Origin of the sequence: Enterobacter sp. CP102 (assembly GCF_025152625.1) — a bacterium.
Lineage (GTDB): Bacteria > Pseudomonadota > Gammaproteobacteria > Enterobacterales > Enterobacteriaceae > Enterobacter > Enterobacter soli.
This window is the reverse complement of the sequence record NZ_CP104014.1, coordinates 630,224-652,627: the sequence shown is the minus strand read 5'-3', so window position 1 is coordinate 652,627 and position 22,404 is coordinate 630,224. Positions and strand designations below refer to the sequence as shown.

The 22,404-nt window shown below is 52.9% G+C and carries 26 protein-coding genes and 3 tRNA genes; 16 read left to right on the top strand and 13 right to left on the bottom strand.

Annotation, left to right across the window (positions count from 1 at the left end):
* Positions 1-105: 105 nt before the first annotated feature.
* Positions 106-885 (bottom strand): deoxyribose-phosphate aldolase, encoded by a 780-nt coding sequence (gene deoC, locus N1249_RS03120; RefSeq protein WP_259834489.1) that lies wholly within the window; start codon positions 883-885, stop codon positions 106-108.
* A 263-nt stretch (positions 886-1,148) separates the two neighbouring features.
* Between deoC and N1249_RS03115 the strand changes: the two genes are divergently transcribed.
* Together N1249_RS03115 and N1249_RS03110 are read left to right on the top strand one after the other, a co-directional pair.
* The gene (locus N1249_RS03115) at positions 1,149-2,696 is read left to right on the top strand and encodes a YjjI family glycine radical enzyme (RefSeq protein ID WP_259834487.1); all 1,548 of its coding nucleotides are present in this window, start codon (positions 1,149-1,151) and stop codon (positions 2,694-2,696) included.
* Complete coding sequence (locus N1249_RS03110) at positions 2,671-3,531, top strand: YjjW family glycine radical enzyme activase (RefSeq protein WP_259834485.1); 861 nt, start codon at positions 2,671-2,673, stop codon at positions 3,529-3,531. The genes N1249_RS03115 and N1249_RS03110 overlap by 26 nt, the downstream gene beginning before the upstream one ends.
* Here the strand turns inward: N1249_RS03110 and N1249_RS03105 are convergent.
* The 8 genes from N1249_RS03105 to N1249_RS03070 all read right to left on the bottom strand — a co-directional run bounded on the left by N1249_RS03105 (position 3,526) and on the right by N1249_RS03070 (position 9,885).
* A complete protein-coding gene (locus N1249_RS03105) occupies positions 3,526-4,308 on the bottom strand; it encodes a TatD family hydrolase (RefSeq protein ID WP_259834482.1) in 783 nt (260 codons plus the stop codon). The two genes, N1249_RS03110 and N1249_RS03105, sit on opposite strands and share 6 nt — an antisense overlap.
* Positions 4,305-5,357: a patatin family protein gene (locus N1249_RS03100; RefSeq protein ID WP_259834480.1), complete on the bottom strand. Its 1,053-nt coding sequence runs from the start codon at positions 5,355-5,357 to the stop codon at positions 4,305-4,307. The genes N1249_RS03105 and N1249_RS03100 overlap by 4 nt, the downstream gene beginning before the upstream one ends.
* Positions 5,358-5,477: 120 nt before the next feature.
* Positions 5,478-5,639, bottom strand: a complete 162-nt coding sequence (locus tag N1249_RS03095) for a DUF1328 domain-containing protein (protein WP_002887716.1) — start codon at positions 5,637-5,639, stop codon at positions 5,478-5,480.
* Between the two features lie 120 nt (positions 5,640-5,759).
* The gene (gene osmY, locus N1249_RS03090) at positions 5,760-6,377 is read right to left on the bottom strand and encodes a molecular chaperone OsmY (protein WP_259834474.1); all 618 of its coding nucleotides are present in this window, start codon (positions 6,375-6,377) and stop codon (positions 5,760-5,762) included.
* 304 nt (positions 6,378-6,681) lie between these two features.
* Complete coding sequence (prfC, locus tag N1249_RS03085; protein ID WP_259834472.1) at positions 6,682-8,271, bottom strand: peptide chain release factor 3; 1,590 nt, start codon at positions 8,269-8,271, stop codon at positions 6,682-6,684.
* 91 nt (positions 8,272-8,362) lie between these two features.
* Entirely contained in the window at positions 8,363-9,040 is a 678-nt protein-coding gene (gene yjjG, locus N1249_RS03080; RefSeq protein WP_259834469.1) for a pyrimidine 5'-nucleotidase, read from the bottom strand.
* 19 nt (positions 9,041-9,059) lie between these two features.
* Positions 9,060-9,503, bottom strand: coding sequence for a ribosomal protein S18-alanine N-acetyltransferase (gene rimI / locus N1249_RS03075; RefSeq protein ID WP_014068794.1), 444 nt, complete (start codon positions 9,501-9,503; stop codon positions 9,060-9,062).
* Entirely contained in the window at positions 9,472-9,885 is a 414-nt protein-coding gene (locus tag N1249_RS03070) for a DNA polymerase III subunit psi (RefSeq protein ID WP_014068793.1), read from the bottom strand. The genes rimI and N1249_RS03070 overlap by 32 nt, the downstream gene beginning before the upstream one ends.
* A gap of 102 nt (positions 9,886-9,987) precedes the next feature.
* Between N1249_RS03070 and rsmC the strand changes: the two genes are divergently transcribed.
* The 4 genes from rsmC to N1249_RS03050 all read left to right on the top strand — a co-directional run bounded on the left by rsmC (position 9,988) and on the right by N1249_RS03050 (position 11,510).
* A complete protein-coding gene (gene rsmC / locus N1249_RS03065) occupies positions 9,988-11,016 on the top strand; it encodes a 16S rRNA (guanine(1207)-N(2))-methyltransferase RsmC (RefSeq protein ID WP_259834468.1) in 1,029 nt (342 codons plus the stop codon).
* Between the two features lie 174 nt (positions 11,017-11,190).
* Positions 11,191-11,277: transfer RNA gene (locus N1249_RS03060), tRNA-Leu, on the top strand.
* 28 nt (positions 11,278-11,305) lie between these two features.
* Positions 11,306-11,391, top strand: a tRNA-Leu gene (locus N1249_RS03055).
* A 33-nt stretch (positions 11,392-11,424) separates the two neighbouring features.
* A tRNA-Leu gene (locus N1249_RS03050) sits at positions 11,425-11,510 on the top strand.
* 40 nt (positions 11,511-11,550) lie between these two features.
* Here N1249_RS03050 and N1249_RS03045 read toward each other — a convergent pair.
* Positions 11,551-11,820, bottom strand: a complete 270-nt coding sequence (locus tag N1249_RS03045; RefSeq protein WP_259834466.1) for a DUF1435 domain-containing protein — start codon at positions 11,818-11,820, stop codon at positions 11,551-11,553.
* Between the two features lie 215 nt (positions 11,821-12,035).
* Between N1249_RS03045 and N1249_RS03040 the strand changes: the two genes are divergently transcribed.
* Together N1249_RS03040 and fhuF are read left to right on the top strand one after the other, a co-directional pair.
* Entirely contained in the window at positions 12,036-13,100 is a 1,065-nt protein-coding gene (locus N1249_RS03040) for a diguanylate cyclase (RefSeq protein ID WP_259834463.1), read from the top strand.
* Between the two features lie 95 nt (positions 13,101-13,195).
* Complete coding sequence (gene fhuF, locus N1249_RS03035) at positions 13,196-13,984, top strand: siderophore-iron reductase FhuF (protein ID WP_259834461.1); 789 nt, start codon at positions 13,196-13,198, stop codon at positions 13,982-13,984.
* Positions 13,985-14,079: 95 nt separating this feature from the next.
* Here fhuF and N1249_RS03030 read toward each other — a convergent pair whose 3' ends face one another.
* The gene (locus N1249_RS03030) at positions 14,080-15,426 is read right to left on the bottom strand and encodes a PTS sugar transporter subunit IIC (RefSeq protein ID WP_259834458.1); all 1,347 of its coding nucleotides are present in this window, start codon (positions 15,424-15,426) and stop codon (positions 14,080-14,082) included.
* 328 nt (positions 15,427-15,754) lie between these two features.
* Here N1249_RS03030 and N1249_RS03025 point away from each other — a divergent pair, with 328 nt between their 5' ends.
* Positions 15,755-16,213, top strand: a complete 459-nt coding sequence (locus tag N1249_RS03025) for a YbaK/EbsC family protein (protein WP_182059482.1) — start codon at positions 15,755-15,757, stop codon at positions 16,211-16,213.
* A 35-nt stretch (positions 16,214-16,248) separates the two neighbouring features.
* On the opposite strand, the gene bglJ is transcribed toward N1249_RS03025, so the two are convergent.
* Both bglJ and N1249_RS03015 read right to left on the bottom strand, forming a co-directional pair.
* Complete coding sequence (gene bglJ / locus N1249_RS03020; protein ID WP_259837978.1) at positions 16,249-16,884, bottom strand: DNA-binding transcriptional activator BglJ; 636 nt, start codon at positions 16,882-16,884, stop codon at positions 16,249-16,251.
* Positions 16,881-17,618 carry a LuxR C-terminal-related transcriptional regulator gene (locus tag N1249_RS03015; RefSeq protein WP_259834454.1) on the bottom strand — a complete coding sequence of 246 codons (738 nt, stop codon included), beginning with the start codon at positions 17,616-17,618 and terminating at the stop codon, positions 16,881-16,883. The genes bglJ and N1249_RS03015 overlap by 4 nt, the downstream gene beginning before the upstream one ends.
* Before the next feature lie 409 nt (positions 17,619-18,027).
* Between N1249_RS03015 and N1249_RS03010 the strand changes: the two genes are divergently transcribed.
* The 7 genes from N1249_RS03010 (at position 18,028) to dnaC (ending at position 22,386) form a co-directional block, all read left to right on the top strand.
* Entirely contained in the window at positions 18,028-18,804 is a 777-nt protein-coding gene (locus N1249_RS03010) for a threonine/serine exporter ThrE family protein (protein WP_259834452.1), read from the top strand.
* On the top strand, positions 18,795-19,268 hold the full coding sequence (locus tag N1249_RS03005; RefSeq protein ID WP_259834449.1) for a threonine/serine exporter: 474 nt from the start codon (positions 18,795-18,797) through the stop codon (positions 19,266-19,268). The genes N1249_RS03010 and N1249_RS03005 overlap by 10 nt, the downstream gene beginning before the upstream one ends.
* A 65-nt stretch (positions 19,269-19,333) precedes the next feature.
* Positions 19,334-19,972 carry a TetR family transcriptional regulator gene (locus N1249_RS03000; RefSeq protein WP_259834446.1) on the top strand — a complete coding sequence of 213 codons (639 nt, stop codon included), beginning with the start codon at positions 19,334-19,336 and terminating at the stop codon, positions 19,970-19,972.
* Positions 19,973-20,013: 41 nt separating this feature from the next.
* Complete coding sequence (locus tag N1249_RS02995; RefSeq protein WP_259834444.1) at positions 20,014-20,466, top strand: MarR family winged helix-turn-helix transcriptional regulator; 453 nt, start codon at positions 20,014-20,016, stop codon at positions 20,464-20,466.
* An 84-nt stretch (positions 20,467-20,550) separates the two neighbouring features.
* On the top strand, positions 20,551-20,979 hold the full coding sequence (locus N1249_RS02990; protein ID WP_014068780.1) for an organic hydroperoxide resistance protein: 429 nt from the start codon (positions 20,551-20,553) through the stop codon (positions 20,977-20,979).
* Positions 20,980-21,106: 127 nt separating this feature from the next.
* Positions 21,107-21,652: a primosomal protein DnaT gene (dnaT, locus tag N1249_RS02985; protein ID WP_259834439.1), complete on the top strand. Its 546-nt coding sequence runs from the start codon at positions 21,107-21,109 to the stop codon at positions 21,650-21,652.
* Positions 21,649-22,386: a DNA replication protein DnaC gene (dnaC, locus tag N1249_RS02980; RefSeq protein WP_014068778.1), complete on the top strand. Its 738-nt coding sequence runs from the start codon at positions 21,649-21,651 to the stop codon at positions 22,384-22,386. Before dnaT ends, dnaC begins: the two co-directional genes overlap by 4 nt.
* Positions 22,387-22,404 lie beyond the last annotated feature (18 nt).

The window sequence follows — 22,404 nt, the reverse complement described above, 5'->3', positions numbered from 1 at the left end:
ACCTCCATGCGGAATCGGGGGAGTTGTGGCGGGTGGCGCGATGCTTACCCGCCCTACGATCCTGTAGGCCGGATAAGCGAAGCGTCATCCGGCATTGTCTGGCAATCAGTAGCTGCTTGCGCTCTTACCGTCGCCGTGACCCAGAGCTTTGAGCAGGCTCGCCAGCAGGCTGGATGCACCGAAACGGTAGTGACGGGAATCGGCCCAGTCGGCGCCAAACAACTCGTCGGCAATCGCCAGGAATGTCTGCGCGTCTTCTGCGGTACGCACGCCGCCTGCTGGTTTGAAACCAACGGTTTTGGACACGCCCATATCGCGGATCACTTCCATCATGATGCGTGCGCTTTCCGGGGTGGCGTTAACCGGCACTTTACCGGTAGAGGTTTTGATGAAATCGGCACCGGCTTTGATGGAGATTTCAGAGGCCTTACGGATCAGGGATTCTTCTTTCAGCTCACCGGTTTCGATGATCACTTTAAGCAGTACGTTTGCCGCCGCACAGGCGTCTTTACAGGCTTTCACCAGGTCAAAACCAACCTGTTCGTTGCCCGCGATCAGCGCGCGGTATGGGAACACCACGTCAACTTCGTCAGCACCGTAAGCAATCGCCGCGAGGGTTTCTGCCAGGGCGATTTCGATATCGTCATTGCCGTGCGGGAAGTTAGTCACGGTTGCAATACGCACATCCGGGGTGCCCTGCTCGTTCAGAGTCTTACGTGCAATCGGGATAAAGCGTGGGTAGATACAGATAGCTGCGGTGTTACCGACAGGCGTTTTCGCCTGATGGCACAGAGCGATGACTTTCTCATTGGTGTCGTCATCGTTCAGGGTGGTCAGGTCCATCAGTTTCAACGCACGCAGGCTGCTTGCAGTTAAATCGGTCATAACATTCTCCAACGGCATCGCCGTATAAAATTTCACCTTGCGGCTCTGTTAGTATTCTAACATCCACTCGCATTCACACTTCGACATTCATCACAGTTAATGAAAACTTCGTACAAATTTGCATTGCTGCAATGAGATCAACTTCAAACTTTACTGCTCAAACTGCTGACTAAAGCAGCGATTACCCCTGTCGGATCAAAAGCCTCCGTGGGGTGACTTCCTACAATCCGCTCATCAATCGCAGAACAATAAAGGAAGTGAATATGTCCCACTCCAGCCATGACGCCCTGCAACAACGTTGCCAGCACATTGTGACAAGCCCGGTACTCACACCTGAGCAAAAACGTCATTTTCTGGCGCTGGAGGCGGAAAACGCCCTTCCCTATCCTGCGTTACCGCAGGCCGCCAGAGCGGCGCTGGACGCGGGGTTTATCTGCGACATGTTTGAAGGCCACGCCCCTTACAAACCCCGTTATGTTCTGCCGGATTACGCAAAATTTCTGGCGAACGGTTCAGAATGGCTGGAGCTGGAAGGCGCGAAAGACCTTGATGATGCCCTCTCATTGTTAACCATCCTTTACCACCATGTTCCGTCAGTCACATCAATGCCCGTGTATCTGGGCCAGCTCGATGCGTTGCTGCAACCTTATGTTAGAATTCTAACACAAGAAGAAATCGATAGCCGAATAAAACGTTTCTGGCGCTATCTCGACAGAACGCTGCCGGATGCCTTTATGCACGCCAATATCGGCCCGGTGGATACGCCTGTCACACGGGCAATTTTGCGCGCGGATGCTGAGCTGAAGCAGGTCGCGCCGAATTTAACCTTTATTTATGATCCTGAAATTACATCAGATGACCTGCTGCTTGAAGTGGCGAAAAATATTTGCGAGTGCAGCAAACCTCATATTTCTAACGGTCCGATGAATGATAAAATTTTCACAAAAGGCCGTTATGGGGTGGTCAGTTGTTACAACTCTCTGCCGCTGGCAGGTGGTGGCAGCACGCTGGTACGCCTCAATCTGAAAGCCATTGCTGAACAGAGCGACTCGCCTGATGATTTCTTCACCCGCACGCTTCCACACTACTGTCAGCAGCAAATCGCCATCATCAATGCGCGCTGCGACTTCCTGTACGAACAATCGGGCTTCTTTGAGAATAGCTTCCTGGTGAAAGAGGGGCTGATAGAGGCCGATCGTTTTGTACCGATGTTTGGCATGTATGGCCTTGCTGAGGCGGTAAATACGCTGTGTGAAAAAGCCGGGATCGACGGGCGTTACGGTAAAGATGAACAGGCCAACGCGCTGGGCTATCGCATCAGCGCGCAGCTCGCCGCCTTTGTTGAAAACACGCCGGTGAAGCATGGCTGGAATCACCACGCCCTGCTGCACGCGCAGTCCGGGATAAGTTCAGACATCGGGACAACACCTGGCGCACGTCTGCCGTACGGCGATGAACCCGACCCGATTAGCCATCTGCTGGCGGTTGCGCCACACCACCAGCATTATCCTTCCGGTATCAGCGATATTTTGACCCTGGAGGAGACGGTAAAACGTAACCCGCAGGCAGTGGTACAACTGTGTCTGGGGGCCTTTAACGCCGGAATGCGCGAGTTTACGGCCAACGTGGCGGGCAACGATCTGGTCCGCGTGACCGGATACATGGTGCGATTATCAGACCTGCAAAAATACCGCGAAGAAGGGTCGCGCACCCAGACCACCTGGCTTGGAGAAGAAGCCGCACGCAATACACGTATCCTGGATCGCCAGCCACGGGTGGTAAGCCATGAACAACAGATGCGCTTTAGTTAGTCAGATTATCCCCTTCTCCTGCGTGGACGGGCCAGGCAGCCGCCTGGCGTTGTTCCTCCAGGGCTGTAACCTGCGTTGTAAAACCTGCCATAACCCATGGACCATCGGCCGCTGCAACGACTGCGGCGATTGCGTTCCCCATTGTCCGCACGATGCGCTGAATATTCAGGCCGGGCGAGTCTGGTGGCAGGAAAGCGACTGCAAACAGTGTGATACCTGCCTGCATCTTTGCCAGCAGCAGGCCACACCGATGGCGCAACGCTTCAGCGTGGACGATATCCTCGCGCACATTCGCAAAGTCGCGCCGTTTATTGATGGCATCACTGTGAGCGGCGGTGAGGCCACAACGCAGCTACCGTTCCTGGTGGCACTGTTCACGGCAATGAAAGCAGAGCCAGCCCTTCATCATCTGACCCGTCTGGTTGACAGTAACGGCCTGCTCGGGGAAACCGGCTGGCAGAAGTTATTGCCGGTTCTTGATGGCGCCATGCTGGATCTCAAAGCCTGGGGAAACGAACATCACCGCTACCTGACCGGGCGTGAAAACCCGCAAATTAAGCACAGCATCCGCTTGCTGGCACAGCATAACCGGCTGACCGAACTACGGTTACTGGTTATCCCTGACAAGTGCGATTATCTGGAACATGTGAAGCCGCTGATCGTGTTTATTCGCTCGCTGGGCAATGTCCCGGTGAGGATCAACGCGTTTCATGCCCAGGGGGTTTACGGCGAGGCGACCAGCTGGCGTAGCGCAACGCCCGCCGATATTGAGCCACTGGCACTGGCGCTGGAAAACGAACAGATCGCTGTGATCCGCCCGGCGCTCTATCTATAGCGCAATGCCAAACAGCGAGCGGGTGTTGTTCAGCAAGGCATCCGCAATCACATCCGCAGGCTCGCTGCGCAGTTCACACAGCGTGTCGAACACGCGCGCCGCCTGTTCCGGACGATTAGGTTGCCCCTGGAAACCGTTCAGCGGCATATCGGGAGCGTCGGTTTCCAGCAATAACGCCGTCAGCGGTAGCTGTGCCATCACATCCCGGGTCTTACTTGCTCGCGGGTAGGTAATCGTCCCGCCAACACCAATGCGATAGCCCAGCCCGATAAAACGTTCCGCCTGCTGCAAACTGCCGGAAAACCCGTGCACCACGCCGGTTCGGGGCAAATTCATGCGTTTCAGGTGCAGAGCCAGTTTGTCGTGGGTACGACGCGAGTGGAGGATCACCGGCAGATCGTGCTGCTTTGCCAGCCGGAGCTGCGCGTCGAGGATCGTCTGCTGGCGTTCAAAATGCGGATCTTCGCGATAGAGATCCAGGCCGATCTCACCAATGGCCACCCGTTTCTTCTCCGGCGCGCGTAATATCTCGTCCAGCCTGTCGATGTGCTCGTCCAGATGGTGCTCAATGACTATCGGATGCAGGCCGAGCGCGGCGTACAGCGCATCATGCTGCCGGGCGAGATCCTGCACACGGTCGAAGTAAGCCGCTTCAATAGCAGGCACGATGATCGCCTGTACGCCCGCCAGTGCGGCGCGTTCGATGCTCTGTTCTTCATTACCGGTAAAGGGCGGAAAATCAAAGTGGCAATGGGTATCGACAAAGCGGTGCGTCACGCCAGATCCTCGTTATCAAATGTGGTGTCATTCGCCTGTGGAATGTCGACTCGCGGCATAGCCAGTGCGTCATTGGCCACAATGGCAGGTGGCGTTATGATCCGTTTATGCCGACGGAAAGGCGGGTGTTCGGCCAGCAGTTTACCTACCGTTGCCAGGAAATAGCGCCCGCAGAGCCGACCCGTTTTATAGTCATCACGCAGCGCAGGTAAACGGCTGCCCAGCGCCATGCTCAGCAACGGTTTCGGTGGATAGATCTCAAAGATCCGCAGCTTACCCGGCGGTTTTTCGATAAAGCGTTGCATTGCGCCGTAGCTCGCTTCATGTCGCTGGGCGATATTCACCAGCGGTTGCAGGCTGCTTTCCCCCAGCCAGCGCTCCATGCGCTTGAACCACTGCGGGGTGTAGTACATTTGTGAAGGCACCGTGCGGATCACCACAATGGTTTTTGCCCCTCTGCGCGCGGCTTCCTGCACCGGTACCGCATCGCTGATACCGCCGTCAAGATAGCTCACACCATCAAGCATTGCGCCAGTGCGATAGAACCCCGGAATGGCGCTGGAGGCACGAATGATATCGAGCCAGTTCTCTTTCTGCGGTGAAAAATAGCCTGGTGTGTAGTCATCACCCCTGCTGGCGCACATCCAGAACTCTTTGCCGGTGTCGAACAGCCGAGATGCCGTGTCCATCGCCAGCGGCATCTGGCTGGCGGTGGAATCTAACAACCAGTCGAGATCGATAAGATTCCCCCCGCGAACGAAGCGCACCGGGTTAAAGAAATCCCGCGAGGTGGTGTAACGCATGATCACTTTGCGGGCGTAGCCCGGCTGGTTACAGACATAGGCAGAGAGGTTTTGCGCCCCCGCGGAGGTGCCTAAAAACAGGTCGAATGGGTTGAATTGCGCACGCATAAACTCGTCCAGCACGCCGGACGTGAAGATGCCGCGCTGCCCACCGCCCTCGCACACCAGTGCAAGCTGGCCGGGATGAAACGGCTTAAGCGCCAGCGGCGTAATATTGCCGAGCGTAACGGGAATTCGTTGCCCCACCTCTGCTTTCCTGTGTTATTTGTTTTGTGAATAGACAGTAACCTACACCTTACGCCAGGCTCAAACCAGAAAAAGCCAGTCAGGAGACTGGCTTTAATGTTGCTGTCAGAGTGTGTGTCGCTACGGACGGCGTCGTCCGGTAAACAGGCTGACCAGGAACAGAATAATACCGACAACGAAGACAATTTTCGCTGCACCTGCCGCTGTACCCGCCAGACCACCAAAGCCCAGCGCGGCGGCAATTAACGCGATAACCAGAAATATAATGCCCCATCGAAACATAAGACTCTCCTTTACCATAGTTAATGTCGACCGCAAGTCGCGAGCATTCACTGCTAATGATTCCAGGTGTAATTCTTATTCCGTCTTCCGGCCTCAGTCAGAAGAACGAATTGCGATGTGTTACTTCGATTTCAGGTCGTTTTTGACGCTTTTGACGCCATCAACCGCTTTCGCGATGGCTTCGGCACGCTCAACTTGCGCCGGGGAATCAACAGTACCGGATAACTGAACCACACCGTCGGTTGTCTCTACTTTCACTTTGCGAGACGGTACGACGTCATCAGCCAGCAGTTTGGCTTTGATTTCACTGGTGGTTGCAGCATCACCGGCATAGCCCTGCATAGAGCTATTTTTACTGTCGCGGACATGCAATTTGTCGCTGACAGAGGTCACACCTTCTACCCCTTTCGTAACCGCAACAGCCTGTTCAGCCTGGGTCTGGCTTTCTACAAAGCCACTCAGCGTAACGACGCTGCCCTCTGTTTTGACGGAGATATCGGTACTCTTGATATTTTTATCATCCACCAGCGCGGCTTTCACTTTGGCAGTGATGGCGCTGTCATCCATGAAGTTACCGACTTTATTCATCGAGCTATCGATTTTTTCCCCCGTGCTTGTCGCCGCGGACTGAGCTTTATCCATCGTGGTGTTTTCTGCAAAAGCAGAACCGCTTGTCACGATGCACCCCAGGGCTATGGCCAGCAGAGATTTTGAAATCTTAGGTCTTGTCATATTCATCGATGTGTTCCTGTAGTTTGCTCGCTATTTGAGCGGCTAACGTTCCTTTTCGTTAGTTGTAAATGCTGTGAATAAACCAACAGTCAGAAAGGAGAACTAATTTCATGTGACAAAACAGTCAATTCACCCACCGACAAGGTTAAACACTGAGTTAAATATAGAACAGTCTCGTGGTGTCGCATTCAGAATCGGTCAAAAAACAGGCAAAACAACGAAGAACGGGATGATTTAAGAACATTCCGCAAGGGTTTAATAAGGCAGGGAATTAAGAAGAGCACGGTGAAAACCGTGCTCGTAGAAGGGATTAGTGCTCGCGCGTTTTGCGGAACTGAACGTCAGGATAGCGTTCCTGCGTCAGGTTCAGGTTAACCATGGTTGGGGCGATGTACGTCAGGTTATCGCCGCCATCGAGCGCCAGCTGGATCTCGTTTTTACGCTTGAATTCTTCGAATTTCTTCACGTCAGAACACTCAACCCAGCGCGCGGTCGCCACGTTTACGGATTCGTAAATCGCTTCAACGTTGTATTCGCTCTTAAGACGCGCAACCACCACGTCAAACTGCAGCACACCGACCGCACCCACGATCAGATCGTTGTTCGCGATTGGGCGGAACACCTGTACCGCGCCCTCTTCGGAAAGCTGTACCAGGCCTTTCAGCAGCTGTTTCTGCTTCAGCGGATCGCGCAGACGAATACGACGGAACAGCTCCGGCGCAAAGTTCGGGATGCCGGTGAACTTCATCATTTCGCCCTGGGTGAAGGTATCACCAATCTGGATCGTGCCGTGGTTATGCAGGCCGATGATGTCACCCGGATAGGCTTCTTCAACGTGAGAACGATCGCCCGCCATAAAGGTCAGCGCGTCGGAGATCACCACGTCTTTACCGATACGCACCTGGCGAAGCTTCATGCCTTTCTCATATTTACCGGACACGACGCGCATAAAGGCCACGCGGTCGCGGTGTTTCGGGTCCATGTTGGCCTGAATTTTAAACACGAAACCGGTGAACTTCTCTTCCTGCGCGACCACTTCACGGGTGTCCGTTTTGCGTGGCATCGGGCGCGGTGCCCACTCCACCAGGCCGTCCAGCATATGGTCAACGCCAAAGTTACCCAGCGCGGTACCGAAGAAGACCGGAGTGATTTCGCCGCTCAGGAACAGCTCTTTGTCAAACTCGTGAGACGCACCTTTCACCAGCTCCAGCTCGTCACGCAGCTGCGCGGCCAGCTCTTCGCCTACCGCTACGTCCAGCTCCGGGTTGTCCAGACCTTTCACCACGCGCACTTCCTGAATGGTGTGACCTTTACCGGTCTGATACAGGTAAGTCTCGTCTTTATAAAGGTGGTAAACACCTTTAAACAGCTTACCGCAGCCGATTGGCCAGGTAATTGGCGCACAGGCGATCTTCAGCTCGCTTTCCACTTCATCCATCACTTCCATCGGATCGCGGATGTCACGGTCGAGTTTGTTCATAAAGGTGAGGATCGGCGTATCGCGCAGACGGGTAACTTCCATCAGCTTACGGGTACGGTCTTCTACACCTTTTGCGGCATCAATAACCATCAGACAGCAGTCAACTGCCGTCAGCGTACGGTAGGTATCTTCAGAGAAGTCTTCGTGGCCCGGGGTGTCCAGCAGGTTCACCAGGCAGTCATGATACGGGAACTGCATCACGGAGGTGGTAATCGAAATACCACGCTGCTTTTCCATCTCCATCCAGTCGGATTTAGCGTGCTGGCTGGAGCCACGGCCTTTAACCGTACCGGCAGTCTGAATAGCCTGTCCGAACAGCAGTACCTTTTCGGTGATGGTCGTTTTACCGGCATCCGGGTGAGAGATAATGGCAAAAGTGCGGCGCTTGGCCACCTCTTGCAGATAAGGAGACAACGTCATAATCAAATCTTCTTTTATAAGCGCGGCAGCACGCCACGCATCATGGAATACAAAATTGCGGCTATTTTACCCATCAATAGGGGGCAGGCAATCATTGTTTACACAGGAGTTGCTCCAGTTCGTTCAATGACGAGACGGTCCAGGTCGGCTGGATACCTTCAGGCTGCACGCGACCGTGCGCATTTAGCCAGACGGTCGACAAGCCCGAGTTCATGCCACCCAGAATATCCGACTCAGCGGTGTCCCCTACCATCAGCACGCGTTCGCGGTCAGGATTGCCTGCCAGCGCCAGCGCGTAATCGAAAATACGCGGATCGGGTTTTGGTACGCCCACTTCTTCGGAAATCACCAGCGCATCGAAATGATCGCGCAGGCCAGTACGTTCAAGGCGGATCTGCTGTAATGCCGTAAACCCGTTGGTAATGATGCCCAGTTTCGCCTTGCCTTTCAGGGAATCCAGCAGCGAAACCGCACCCGGCAGCGGCGCGCAGATATCGGCCATCGCATTCAGGAAGGCATCATTCAGTGAACCTGGGCTCACCTTCAGGCGCTCTGCCCACACATCAAAGCGCTGATGTTGCAGCTGTAACGCGGTGATAGTACCGTTCTGGTAATCAACCCACAGCGGTTTATTAACCGCCTGATAGTCCTGAAAATCTTCAGCGGTGAAGGTAACGCTATAATCCAGAAACATCCGCTGTAGGCCACCGAACGAGTCAAACGTAAACAGCGTTTCGTCGGCATCAAAGAAAATCCAGTCCCATTTCATCGTTACAACCTTATTTTAGTTATCCAAGCGGCAGAGCCATGATGATGGCGTCTTCACGTCCCTCTGCGGTGGGGTAGTAGTTACGGCGGATTGTCGCCTCGTTAAAGCCTAAGCTTTCATAGAGTGCGATGGCGGCGACATTCGATGCGCGTACTTCCAGCCACAGGGTGAAAACGTCACGGGTTTCAAGCTCGCGAATTAAATACTCCAGCAGCTCCCTTCCCAGCCCACGGCGCTGAAACGCTGGGTCGACCGCGATGTTAAACAGCGTTGCTTCATCCAGTACGACCTGAGTGATGGCAAATGCTGCCATCGTGCCATCGACATCCAGACGGTAGTTCAGATAGCGGTCGCCCTGATTACTGGCGAATGTTTTTTCACTCCACGGAAACGCGTGGGCGCGTGTTTCAATCGCGAACGCTGTCGTCAGATCAGGCGTCGTGAGGGAAGAAATCGTGTTCATATTTGCAGATTTGTTGCCACAGCGCGCTGCGCGCTTTTGGGTTTGCTTTTAGCTCTTCCAGCACGGGAGAGCTAATCTGGCTTCCCTCAAGGGCGAGTTCGTCCACCTCTCCCATCCGCCAGCTGTTACAGCGGCTGTCAGGAGGCAGCATCGCAACCCGTTCTGGCGTCAGCTGTAAAACCTGATCGGGCGTGAGCTTCAGGCTAAGAAGGACATCGCCAATAAGGGCTTCATTCAGGGCAGGCAGCGCCTCCGCCACCATCACCAGGCGAACATGCGCAGGAATAGCGATGGCAATTTCACCCTGCAACGCCGTCGGGCGACGCAAGGCCCACTGGGTAATGCCCAGCTGCTGCAACTGCCAGTCTCGTCGGGATGTCATAGGGAAAGCTCCTGTCTCTCAGGCGCGCAAATATAGCAAATGTGTCGAAAGTGCGCCATCTACCTACTATAATCCCCGCCTGAGTTTATTGAGGAACAATTCATGTCTGCATTTACCCCGGCAAGTGAAGTCTTGCTGCGTCACAGTGATGATTTCGAAGAAAGCCGTATTCTGTTTGCCGGAGATATGCAGGATGACCTGCCTGCGCGTTTCGACTGTGCTGAAAGCCGTGCCCATACCCAATATTATCACCACTGGCAGGTGCTTAGCCGCCAGATGGGCGAGCGCGCGCGCTTTAGCCTGGTGGCAGAACAAAGCGACGTTGCCGATTGCGACACGCTGATCTACTACTGGCCGAAGAACAAACCTGAAGCGCAATTCCAGCTGATGAACCTGCTTTCCCTGCTGCCAGTGGGTTGCGACATCTTCGTGGTGGGTGAAAACCGCAGCGGCGTGCGCAGTGCCGAACAGATGCTGGAAGAGTACGCGCCGCTGACTAAAGTCGACAGCGCCCGCCGCTGTGGCCTGTACCACGGTCGCCTGGAAAAACAGCCGTCGTTTGATGCAGAAAAATTCTGGGGCGAATATCAGCTTGATGATTTGACCATCAAAACCCTGCCGGGCGTTTTCAGCCGCGACTATCTGGACGTAGGCAGCAAACTGCTGCTCTCCACCCTGACGCCGCATACCAAAGGCAAAGTGCTGGACGTGGGCTGCGGCGCAGGTGTGCTGGCAACGGTGCTGGCCAGCCATTCGCCAAAAGTACGTTTAACGCTGTGTGATGTTAGCGCGCCAGCGGTTGAAGCCAGCCGCGCAACGCTTGCCGCAAACGGTTTTGAAGGTGAAGTGATCGCCAGCAACGTCTTCTCCGACATCACCGGTCGCTTCGACATGATTATCTCTAACCCGCCGTTCCACGACGGTATGGAAACCAGCCTTGAAGCGGCACAAACGCTGATCCGTGGTGCAACCCGTCACCTTAACAGCGGCGGCGAGCTGCGTATCGTTGCGAACGCCTTCCTGGCGTACCCGAAAGTGCTGGACGAAACCTTTGGCTTCCATGAAGTGATCGCCCAGACCGGTCGCTTTAAGGTGTACCGCACCGTGATGACGCGTCAGGCAAAGAAATAATTCGCCATGCAATGTAGGCCGGATAAGCGCCAGCGCCCTCCGGCAAACAGGTGTCTCAGTTCCGGCCATTTTTGCAGCAATCAATAAAAGGTGAGCACTTTTCAGTTGACGAAAAGCTGAAAACATCTAGAATGCGCCTCCGTGGTTACGATACTTTTACAGTATCGATGGTATGCGAAGGTGGCGGAATTGGTAGACGCGCTAGCTTCAGGTGTTAGTGTCCTTACGGATGTGGGGGTTCGAGTCCCCCCCCTCGCACCATAAATCACGTTGATATTGCTCGCACTGGGCGAAGGTGGCGGAATTGGTAGACGCGCTAGCTTCAGGTGTTAGTGTCCTTAGGATGTGGGGGTTCGAGTCCCCCCCCTCGCACCAACGAGGCGATATCAAAAAAAGTAAGATGACTGTGCGAAGGTGGCGGAATTGGTAGACGCGCTAGCTTCAGGTGTTAGTGTCCTTAGGATGTGGGGGTTCGAGTCCCCCCCCTCGCACCAATTATCTTATTATCCCTCTGATGTTCCCTCCGTTTTTTCTTTATTTCAAACTCATCAGTATCACCAGTATTCCACTGACCAGTGCAACGCATGATGGCAACAATACAAAGTGCCGCAATTGCTTATGCCAGATCATCGCCGATGTCATCAGTAACCCTGACACAATAATCAGTTTCCAGATGTCGACAGAGAGATCGGCAAACATCAGACCGCCAATGATCACCCCAGGCAACAACACACCCCAGGCACTTCCCAGCGCTTTACTCAACATGGTTAGCTCTCTCGCACCAATAATGATAACCAATATCATATGATAACAATTATCATTTGTCAGTACACGGAACAAGAATTCATCGACCTTTACCTTTCCCATAATGACAGGAAATGCCTAAGGTGATAAATTGCTCACCTGTTAACTGCCGTTACCGTTTTCTGATAATTACAATTCGAATTTTTTGCACTCACAATTCCAAACCAACACCTATTTGTTTGTTTTAATTAAATAATATTAATAAACGCACTAATATGACATCACAATCCTGGCGTTCTTTGGTCAACAAGAAATATCAATTATCTTTACGTTTGTTTTTATCCCTGAATGCTGCATCTGCACTGTTCTCGGTAACAAACCCGCTCTATTCTGTCCGCCTGTTATCCATCCCCTTGTTCGCTATTTTTACGCTCAGCATCGGTTTGCTCATCTGGCACTGGAAAAACAAAAAACGAAAAATAAATATTCCTGTTGTTTCAGCGATATTTGGACTTTTATGGGCCTGGCAAATCACCGCTAAATTTTCGCTGCTTACGCACGATCAGGCCACCTATCTGGTCATGGCATTATTAACGGTGCTTTTTATTGGTTCGCTGGCATTTGTCAGTAATATCAAAGCATTTACGTTGCACTCGTTGCCCACTTTTGTCGTCTGCCTGTGGTTAAGCAGTCATGACAGCTGGCTGCGTATGGCCTACTCCTTTGCCCTGCCGATGGTGGCTATTGGCATTCATCACGTTTTACAACGACGTAATGACAACTTCGCCCAGGAGTTGCTTACCCGCTTACTGGAAGAGCGAGAAACCCTTACCGACCTCACCATGGTGGACCCGCTCACCGGCCTGTATAACCGGCGTGGCCTGCAAACCAGGCTCGATAACCTGCCAACAGTGGAAAACGGCGAGCATTTTGTTCTGCTGCTGGATATCGACCACTTCAAAGCTTACAACGACCACTACGGCCATATGATGGGCGATCAGGCGCTGATCCGCGTCTCTGCAGCGATCCGTGACGCTGTTCGTTCGCGCGATATCGTTGCCCGCTTTGGTGGCGAAGAGTTTATGGTTCTGCTGACCAACATCTCACTTGAGAATGCGCGCCTGACGGCTGAGCGCATCCGCCAGAAAGTGTACGATTTAAAAATCCCGCATATGTTCAATGAAAGCGTGGCAACCAATGTCACCATCAGTATTGGTATTGCCATTTTTGAAGGGGAAGACGTCGAAGGGGCGCTGGAAAAAGCGGATAAAGCGCTGTATGAAGCCAAGCATATGGGGCGTAACAACATCCTGTACAGCGAAGAACTGCAAACGACTTAACCGCGCTCTCACACATCCCGGACAAAAGTCTTGCGATCGGTATTATCTATAGTTAGGATTGGCAATCATTATCATTTAGATTTCTATCCGAAACTATGGCCACTCGTACTGCACAAGCCGTTGAACCTCTACTCTGGCGAGCCAGTCTCTCCACGGGGAATGTGACGCTTGCGGACGCCATTCGGGAGAAAATCGCCGAAACGCGCGCGCATCTGCTGGATTTCATTAAGCTGGATGAACCGCACCCACACCACGCCATGACGCTTGCTCAGTGGCGTAATCCGGTAGAGCGGCAATCCTTGTTTGCCGCCTATTCAGACCATATCTATCGTAACCAGCCCACCATGGCGCGGGAAAACAAACCGCTGCTCTCCCTCTGGGCGCAGTGGTATGTCGGGTTGATGGTTCCTCCGATGATGCTGGCCCTGTTAACCCAGGACGCGATGCTGGATCTCTCCCCGGACTTCTTCCACGTAGAGTTCCACGAAACCGGGCGAGCGGCCTGCTTCTGGATTGATCTCCATGAAGATAAGCTCGCGGGACATCTTTCTGCCCAGGAGCGCATGGAGAGCCTTGTTACTCGTGCGTTGATCCCGGTGATTGATGCACTGGAAGAGACGGGTGAAATTAACGGGAAGCTTATCTGGAGTAATACCGGTTATTTAATTCACTGGTATCTGACGGAGATGAAACCGCTGCTCGGCGATGAGAAAGTCGAAGCCCTGCGCCAGTCCTGCTTCTTTGCCAGACAACTTTCCGATGGCCGCGATAACCCGCTGTTCCGCACCGTTGTACCACGAGACGGGCTTCTGGTTCGTCGTACCTGCTGTCAGCGCTATCGCTTGCCGGATGTTCAGCAATGTGGGGATTGTACGCTGAAGTAGTGCCGTTTATTGCCCGGTGGCGCTTCGCTTACCGGGCCTACAGATCCTCAAAACGTAGGCCGGGTAAGGCGCAGCCGCTACCCGGCACAAACGACTCAGGCAACCTGCTGATTGTCCTCTTCTGCATTACGCTGCGCTTCTTCTGCTTCCTGCTCCAGCAGCTGCTTCTCGTACACTTTGAAGAACGGGAAGTAGATGATGGCGGAAACCAGCGCCAGCAAAATCACCAGCACCGCAGCACGGAAATCCCAGCCGAGTGCCCAGGCCGCGCCGACAGGTGCAGGCGCCGTCCAGGGAACAACTGAAATTACGCGTCCAATCAGATCCAGCTTCATTGCCGCCCACGCCAGCACGGCGTTAACCATCGGTGCCAGCAGGAACGGAATAAAGAACACCGGGTTCATGACAATTGGGGTACCGAAAATAACGGGTTCGTTGATGTTAAAGAAGCTTGGCACCACGCTCAGACGGCCAATCGAACGCAGGTGTGCAGAGCGGCTACGCAGGTAGCAGATAACCAGCCCCATCGTGGCGCCCGAACCACCGATCACGATAAAGAACGTCCAGAATGCTTCCATAAAGATATGTGGCAGCGGCTGGCTGGCTGCCAGTGCCGTCTGGTTTGCACCGAGGTTGGTCAGCCAGAACATTTGCAGCATCCCGGAAACAATTGCCGCCCCGTGGATACCCGCAAACCACAGCAGGTGGCCAATCAGTACCGCCAGCAGGATCGCCGGTAACGAGTCCGCCGCAGAGACCAGTGGTTTAAAGACAGACATAATGGCCTGTGGGATCAGCATCCCAAACTGAGACTGGATCAACAGGCTCAGAGGGTACAGCGTCAGCACCACAACCAGGACCGGGATCAGCAGGTCGAACGAGTTTTTGATCATCGGCGGCACCTGATCCGGCAGGCGGATACCGATGTTGTGCGCTTTCAGGAAACGCATCAATTCCACACAGTAAACAGCAACCAGAATGGCGGTAAAGATCCCCGTTCCACCCAGGCTGTCTACCGGCAACGTGCCTTTGGTTTTCGGCGCAGCCACCAGCAGAAATGCCATCAGCGACAACATGGCGCACATGAACGGGTCAAGCTGATGCGACTTAACGTAATGTTTGCCCAGGTTATAGGCGATGGCCGCACAGATATAAATGGACATAATGCCCATCGTCATATCAAACGGCGTCAGGATCTGGCCTTCAAATTGCTTCGCCATATCCAGCCAGGCGCGGGCAAAGCCCCAGGTGGTATCTGGCGAGAATGGTGGATAAGCAAACACTAACAAGAATGAACCCACGATCATGAATGGCATGGCGGAGATAAAGCCGTCACGGATAGCCATCACATGACGCTGGGAGGAGATCCGCCCGGCAATCGGGCTGACATAGTTCTCAACGAAACGGAAAATCAGATTAAACGCAGCATGGTTGGCAGACATAGCAGATCTCCTGTCAGACGTTCGTTTCGGGCGCATTCACGCCACACGTTGTTCCATACATCAGCTTCACAACCTTGCCGGGTCGTTTACCAGCAGTACTGCTCAAACGGAATGGTTTCATAATTTGCTCTTATTATTGGATACAGGGGACGTTACGTAATCAGTATTAATCTCTCACTCACGCTCTGCAACCGGTTACTGTAACCGGTTTCCGTGAATGTGAAGGCGATCCAGAAATCGGCCATATGGGATATTTGTTACTTAAGAGATATTTACAGAGCATAATTTCTTATGACAGATTACGCAGGATATTTGTCAGGAGGAAACAATGAGTTTGCAGTCTGTACAGCAGTTTTTTGCCGACAACGCACCCGAGATAGAAGTCATTGAGCTTAGCCAAAGCACTGCGACCGTCGCGCTGGCTGCTGCCGCTCATCACGTTGAACCGGGGCAAATTGCCAAAACGCTATCGTTAAAAGTGAAAAACGAGGTGATCCTGGTTGTCGCGAAGGGTGATGCGCGCCTGGACAACAAAAAACTGAAGGACACATTTGGCGCAAAAGCGCGGATGCTCAGCAGTGATGAAGTGGTCACCGTCACTGGCCATCCTGTAGGTGGCGTCTGCCCATTTGGGCTGGAAAACCCTCTCTCGGTGTATTGCGATATCTCCTTAAAGCAATACCCGGAAGTGCTGCCTGCTGCGGGAGCCATTCACAGCGCAGTGCGCATTTCACCGGAAAGAATGGCTGAGCTAACCTCGGCAAAATGGGTAGATGTCTGCATTTAATCGCAGCGCCAGAGCACATCTGGCGCGGGATAGCATTACGAAAACGCCGGGACAGTTAATGCGGTTCGGCGACCTTCCCCAACAGGAAGATGTGTAAGAAGATCGGCTGCATCCAGCAACCCCACATCAGAATTCACCCCCAGCTTCACCATGGCATTAAACTTATGTGCCCGGATCGTTTTAATATTGCGTTCAAGCTGGGTCGCAATTTCCGGGATGGAGTACCCAAAAGACATAAAACGCAAAATCGCCCGCTCGGTAGGACTCAACAGCCGGTTATGGCTCACGTACCAGTGATTGAGCATATTGTCATTCACATGTCGGGTTTCACTCAGCAATGCCGACAGTTCATCCAGTAGCTCAATCAGCGGAACCGCTTTGTTGATGATGCCGTGAAGACGGGATGGAAAAAGATGGCTAACCAGCTTCGCCTCCATCTCATCAGATGCCAATACAATCCGCTGTACACCGTTATGAGTCAGGGCAAGCTCCCGCATACAGGAAAGACAATTCCGGCGTTCTTCGCGTGCATCTGAGAGTGAATAAATAACCGAAAAAAAGGAAGTATGGGAAAATGCAGCTTTTAAACTGTCGGCACATTTAAACAGGTGCAGCTTATAATCACTGAGTGGCGGTGTAGCGAAGAGATGCATCAGCCCAATTGCACTCATTGTGCAATTTTCGATGAGGGCAATATGTCTTGTTGCAGTGGTCTTTTCCATTCCTCAAACTCCCCATAGGCTGACATCAGACTCAGCTCTCTCATTCCCTGTACACTGCTGATCCATGCGTACATATCCGCATTACTGCGCAATGACAGCCGCCGCATGGCACTGTTTTTTTGAGCGCTGATTGTTTTGTTGCTCTTCTTGAGCAATGTAGCAATTTGATTAATTCCCCAACCTTTACCCAGCAGGCGCAGGACCTTACGTTCAGAATGGGTTAGCGCGATAAACGATTCGCTCTTTTCACCGAACTCCTGCGAATCCGGCGTGAGTAAGGTCTGGCTTATTCGTTCGGCACGTTCTCTACCGGCGCGAATCGCGTTAACCACGCCTTCTATCGGTTCCATGTCGGACAATAACGTTGTTTCAGGCCGCATGAGCAGCTCCACTGCGGTCGCATAAAGCGGGCGAGAAACCAGGAATATCCAGTGGATCCCCCGGGAATGATTTAACAACCCATAATATTGCTCAAGGGTGCCGCGCGGGTTCCTGTAATCGCCAGAAATATCCGCAATAATAACGTCAGCCCTGCGCAACTGAAGTAGCGTGAGTTCTTGTAACGAACAACAATAAGTCAGTTCATAATCAGGAAAATTACGTGCCATTACCCCGCCAAGGCCAGACTGCATTACGGGTATCTTGCTGATGACTACTCCGTGTTTACCATTCAATGGCAACATAGGTCCTCCGAATCCTTTCTTTTACTAAATAGTGTTACACGCATTCAGATAAATGTTGATTCATTCCTGAATGAAAGACGATTTTTACTGGCAGAAATTAAGATAAAGCTTGATGGTATAAGAATTGCCCCAAACAGGTATAATATCTCACAACTAGAAATAAATTTTAATTACACTGCCGTTATAATATTGAAAATATAAAATTAGCAAAACTAAATATATATTCTTTATATTCCAGAGTTAAATATTTAAATCACGAATGATTACTCACCCAACGTCCCGACGCATGACCTCTGCAACTCTTTGCACAAATCTTGATCTGACCCAGAGCCAGCTATCCCGCACTTTGTGCTAAAAGTAAACATTCCGGGCCATCAGGCAAGCAATCCTTCTTCTCTTCAGGGTAAACATGCAGGCAGATCAGTCAACGCAACGTGCCGTAACGCGGCTATGTATTCAGTGTGGGCTTTTTCTATTACAACACGGGGCGGAAAGCGCCCTCGTGGAAGAACTCTCTACTCGTCTTGGGCTGGCGTTAGGGATGGACAGCGTTGAAAGCTCCATCTCATCAAACGCTATTGTGCTGACGACCATTAAAGATGGTCAATGTTTAACCTCAACCCGCAAAAACCACGATCGCGGCATTAATATGCACGTCGTCACCGAAGTGCAGCACATTGTTATCCTCGCTGAACACAAGCTGCTGGATTTGCACGAGATAGAGAAACGCTTTAACCAAATCAAACCGTTACGTTACCCTCGCTGGGTGGTAGTGCTGATGGTCGGGCTCTCCTGCGCCTGTTTTTGTAAACTCAACAATGGCGGCTGGGACGGGGCGGTCATTACCTTTTTCGCCAGCAGCATTGCCATGTATGTTCGTCAGCTTCTGACACAACGGCAGTTGCACCCGCAAATTAACTTCTGCATCACGGCCTTTGTCGCGACAACCGTGTCTGGTTTACTGCTGCGCCTGCCCACTTTCGCCAGCACACCCACCATTGCGATGGCAGCCAGCGTATTGCTGCTGGTTCCGGGGTTCCCGTTGATAAATTCCGTTGCCGATATGTTTAAAGGGCACATCAATACAGGCCTTGCACGCTGGGCAATCGCCAGCTTGCTGACCCTGGCAACGTGTATCGGCGTGGTGATGGCAATGACACTGTGGGGGTTACGGGGATGGGCGTGATTGATTTTCTGTTAGCACTGGCCCAGGACATGCTTCTGGCCGCCATTCCTGCCGTTGGCTTTGCCATGGTGTTCAACGTGCCGCGCCGCGCGCTGCCCTGGTGTGCGCTGCTGGGTGCTATCGGTCACGGTTCGCGTATGGTCATGATGACGACAGGCTTTAACATCGAATGGTCGACCTTTATGGCCTCGATGCTGGTCGGCTGCATTGGCATTCAGTGGTCGCGCTGGTATCTGGCGCATCCAAAGGTCTTCACCGTGGCAGCGGTTATCCCTATGTTCCCGGGCATTTCAGCCTACACAGCGATGATTTCGGCGGTAAAGATCAGCCACTTCGGCTACAGCGAGCCGCAAATGATCCTGCTGCTCAGTAATTTCCTCAAAGCCTCATCCATTGTCGGCGCGCTCTCCATCGGGCTGTCTATCCCCGGATTATGGCTGTATCGCAAGCGCCCGCGCGTTTGATTTGTGTTCTCGCGCTGCCGTGGTGATAATCCCTGCATTCCGTTTGGTGACGATAAGGAAATGAAGTGGCTAACCCTGGCAGCGAATTCCCCGACCACAATGAAGGCAGCCTGAAGGATAAAATTTTTCACAGCGCCATCGAGCTCTTTGCCGAGTATGGGTTAAACGGCGCCCGCATGGAGCAGATTGCGGAAAAAGCAGGCACCACCAAACGCATGGTGGTGTACCACTTCAAAAACAAAGAAAACCTCTATCTACTGGCGCTGGAGCACGTTTATACGCAAATCCGCGCCAGTGAAAAAGCGCTGAGCCTGGCCGGAATGCCGCCTGTTGAAGCGCTGGTGCACCTGGTTGAGTCCACCTTTGATTATCACGCGGACCACCCGGATTACATCCGTATTATCTGCATGGAAAACATGCAGCGCGGCCGCTTTATGCAGCAGTCGAGCTACCTGCGTCAGGTCAACCGCAGCGCGCTGGAACTTCTCGCCGGGATCCTGCAACGCGGAAAAGAAAAGCAGCTGTTTAATCAGACGGTAGACGCGCGCGATCTTCACCGTCTTATCAGCAGTTTTAGCTTCCACTACGTTGCCAACAGCTACACCTTTACGCTGCTGTTTGAGGATGGCGCAGACGAACAGGCGCAACGCCAGCATTATCGTAAAATGGCAGTTCAGGTGGCGCTCCGCTATACCTGCCCATAAAATAGCTTGCAATTATATCGTGCACTATCTATATTCATCTCATGAACGCAAAAACGAACGACACCACCCCCGCGCTGCTGCTGGATAACCAGCTCTGTTTTGCCCTGTACTCGGCAAACCTGGCGCTTAACAAGCTGTACCGGCAACTGCTGGCACCGCTTAACCTGACCTACCCGCAATACCTGGTGATGCTGGTGCTGTGGGAGCAGGATGATATTACGGTGTCGGAGATTGGCGAACGTCTGTTTCTTGATTCCGCCACGCTCACCCCTTTGCTGAAACGCCTTGAGAGCGCTGGGCTTATCAACCGCCATCGCTCCCGTAAAGACGAACGTCAGGTTGTGGTCACTCTGAGCGATGCGGGAAGCAACCTGCAACAGCACGCTGTGGGTATTCCGCAGGCGGTTGGTTGTGCGGTGCAATGTGATACCGCCACCCTCGGAGAGCTTAAGCAACAGCTTGAAGTTTTGCGACAACAGCTACAGCGCGCGTAAGGCTATACTTTACGCGTATTTATTTACACATATATATCGCACGCTATTTAATAGCACATATAAATGCAAGATGAGGAACCTGCCATGTCTTTAGAAAAAGTTGTCTACACTGCCAAAGCAAAAGCAACCGGAGGCCGCGATGGCCGTGCAACCTCTTCCGACGGCGTACTGGATGTGAAACTGGGTGTGCCAAAAGAGATGGGCGGCATGGGTGGTGAAGTGACTAACCCGGAACAGCTTTTCGCAGCCGGCTATTCAGCCTGCTTCCTGGGTGCGATGAAGTTTGTTGCAGCCCGCGATAAATTCTCCCTGCCGAAAGATGCATTTATCGAAGGCGAAGTAGGTATTGGCCCGCTGCCAACCGGTTTTGGTATCGAAGCAAAACTTAACATTCACGTTGAAGGTATGGATGCAGCCGAAGCGAAAAAACTGGTTGATGCTGCACACATTGTTTGCCCGTACTCTAACGCCACTCGCGGCAATATCGACGTGACGCTGAATATCATCGCGTAATCACGACCGATTGGAACCCCCTCCCCGGTGGGAGAGGGTTACCTCTACTTTCCCCCTCCATCCCCTATTCCTCTCTGTGCTACCATAAGCCCATATCACGCCCGTAGTAATCAGTAGAGAAAGTGTTATGTCTTCCAGAATCCTGACCACCAGCATTGCGGGTATCGATGCGTTTATGCACGATCCCCGTGGTGTACTGACCAACGCCGAAAACGGCACGCTCGCGGTATTCGCTGATAACGCTCCCGCGTTTTATGCGATCACGCCTGAACGTCTGGCGCACCTGTTGGATCTCGAAGCGCGTCTGTCGCGTCCGGTGAGCGATGTGGCTCTGGATAACCAGTTCTTTGAAGAGCCAGGCAGCGCCCCGGTCGCCGTACCGATGGGGAAATTTGCCATGTACGCCGGATGGCAACCAGATGCGGATTTCCAGCGCCAGGCCGCGTTATGGGGAATTGCGCTCGCGCAAACCGTTACCCCCGAAGAGCTGGCGGCATTCACCGCTTACTGGCAGGCTGAAGGCAAAGTGTTCCACCATGTCCAGTGGCAGCAAAAACTTGCGCGCAGCATTCAGATGAACCGCGCCAGCAACGGTGGCCAGCCAAAACGCGATATCAACGCCTTTTCAGAGCCAGACAAACAGATCCCCAATGGATTCCGAGGTGCTAAATGAAAAACGTCGGCGACCTGATGAAACGTCTGCAAAAAATGATGCCTGCCAACGTCAAACCCGCGTTTACGACCGGCGAAGAGCTGCTGGCCTGGCAGAAAGAGCAAGGTGAGATCCGCGCCGCTGCCCTCGCCCGTGAAAACCGGGCCATGAAAATGCAGCGCACGTTCAACCGCTCCGGCATCCGCCCGCTGCACCAGAACTGCTCGTTTGATAACTACAAAGTGGAATCACAGGGGCAGATGAATGCCCTGGCCGCCGCACGTCAATATGTGGACGAATTCGACGGTAATATCGCCAGCTTCATTTTCAGCGGTAAGCCCGGCACCGGGAAAAATCATCTTGCCGCCGCCATCTGTAACGAGCTGCTGCTGCGCGGTAAATCGGTGCTGATTATCACCGTGGCCGATATCATGTCCGCCATGAAAGACACCTTCAGCAACCGTGAAACCAGCGAAGAACAGCTGCTTAACGACCTGAGTAACGTCGATTTACTGGTCATTGATGAGATTGGCGTTCAGACTGAATCCCGCTACGAAAAGGTGATCATCAACCAGATTGTCGACCGCCGCTCTTCGTCAAAACGCCCGACCGGGATGCTGACTAACCACAATATCGACGAAATGACCCGTCTGCTGGGTGAACGCGTGATGGATCGTATGAAGCTCGGTAACAGCCTGTATGTCATCTTTGACTGGGATAGTTATCGCAGCCGCGTTACCGGCAAAGAGTATTAGGAAATTTCCCAGAAATAC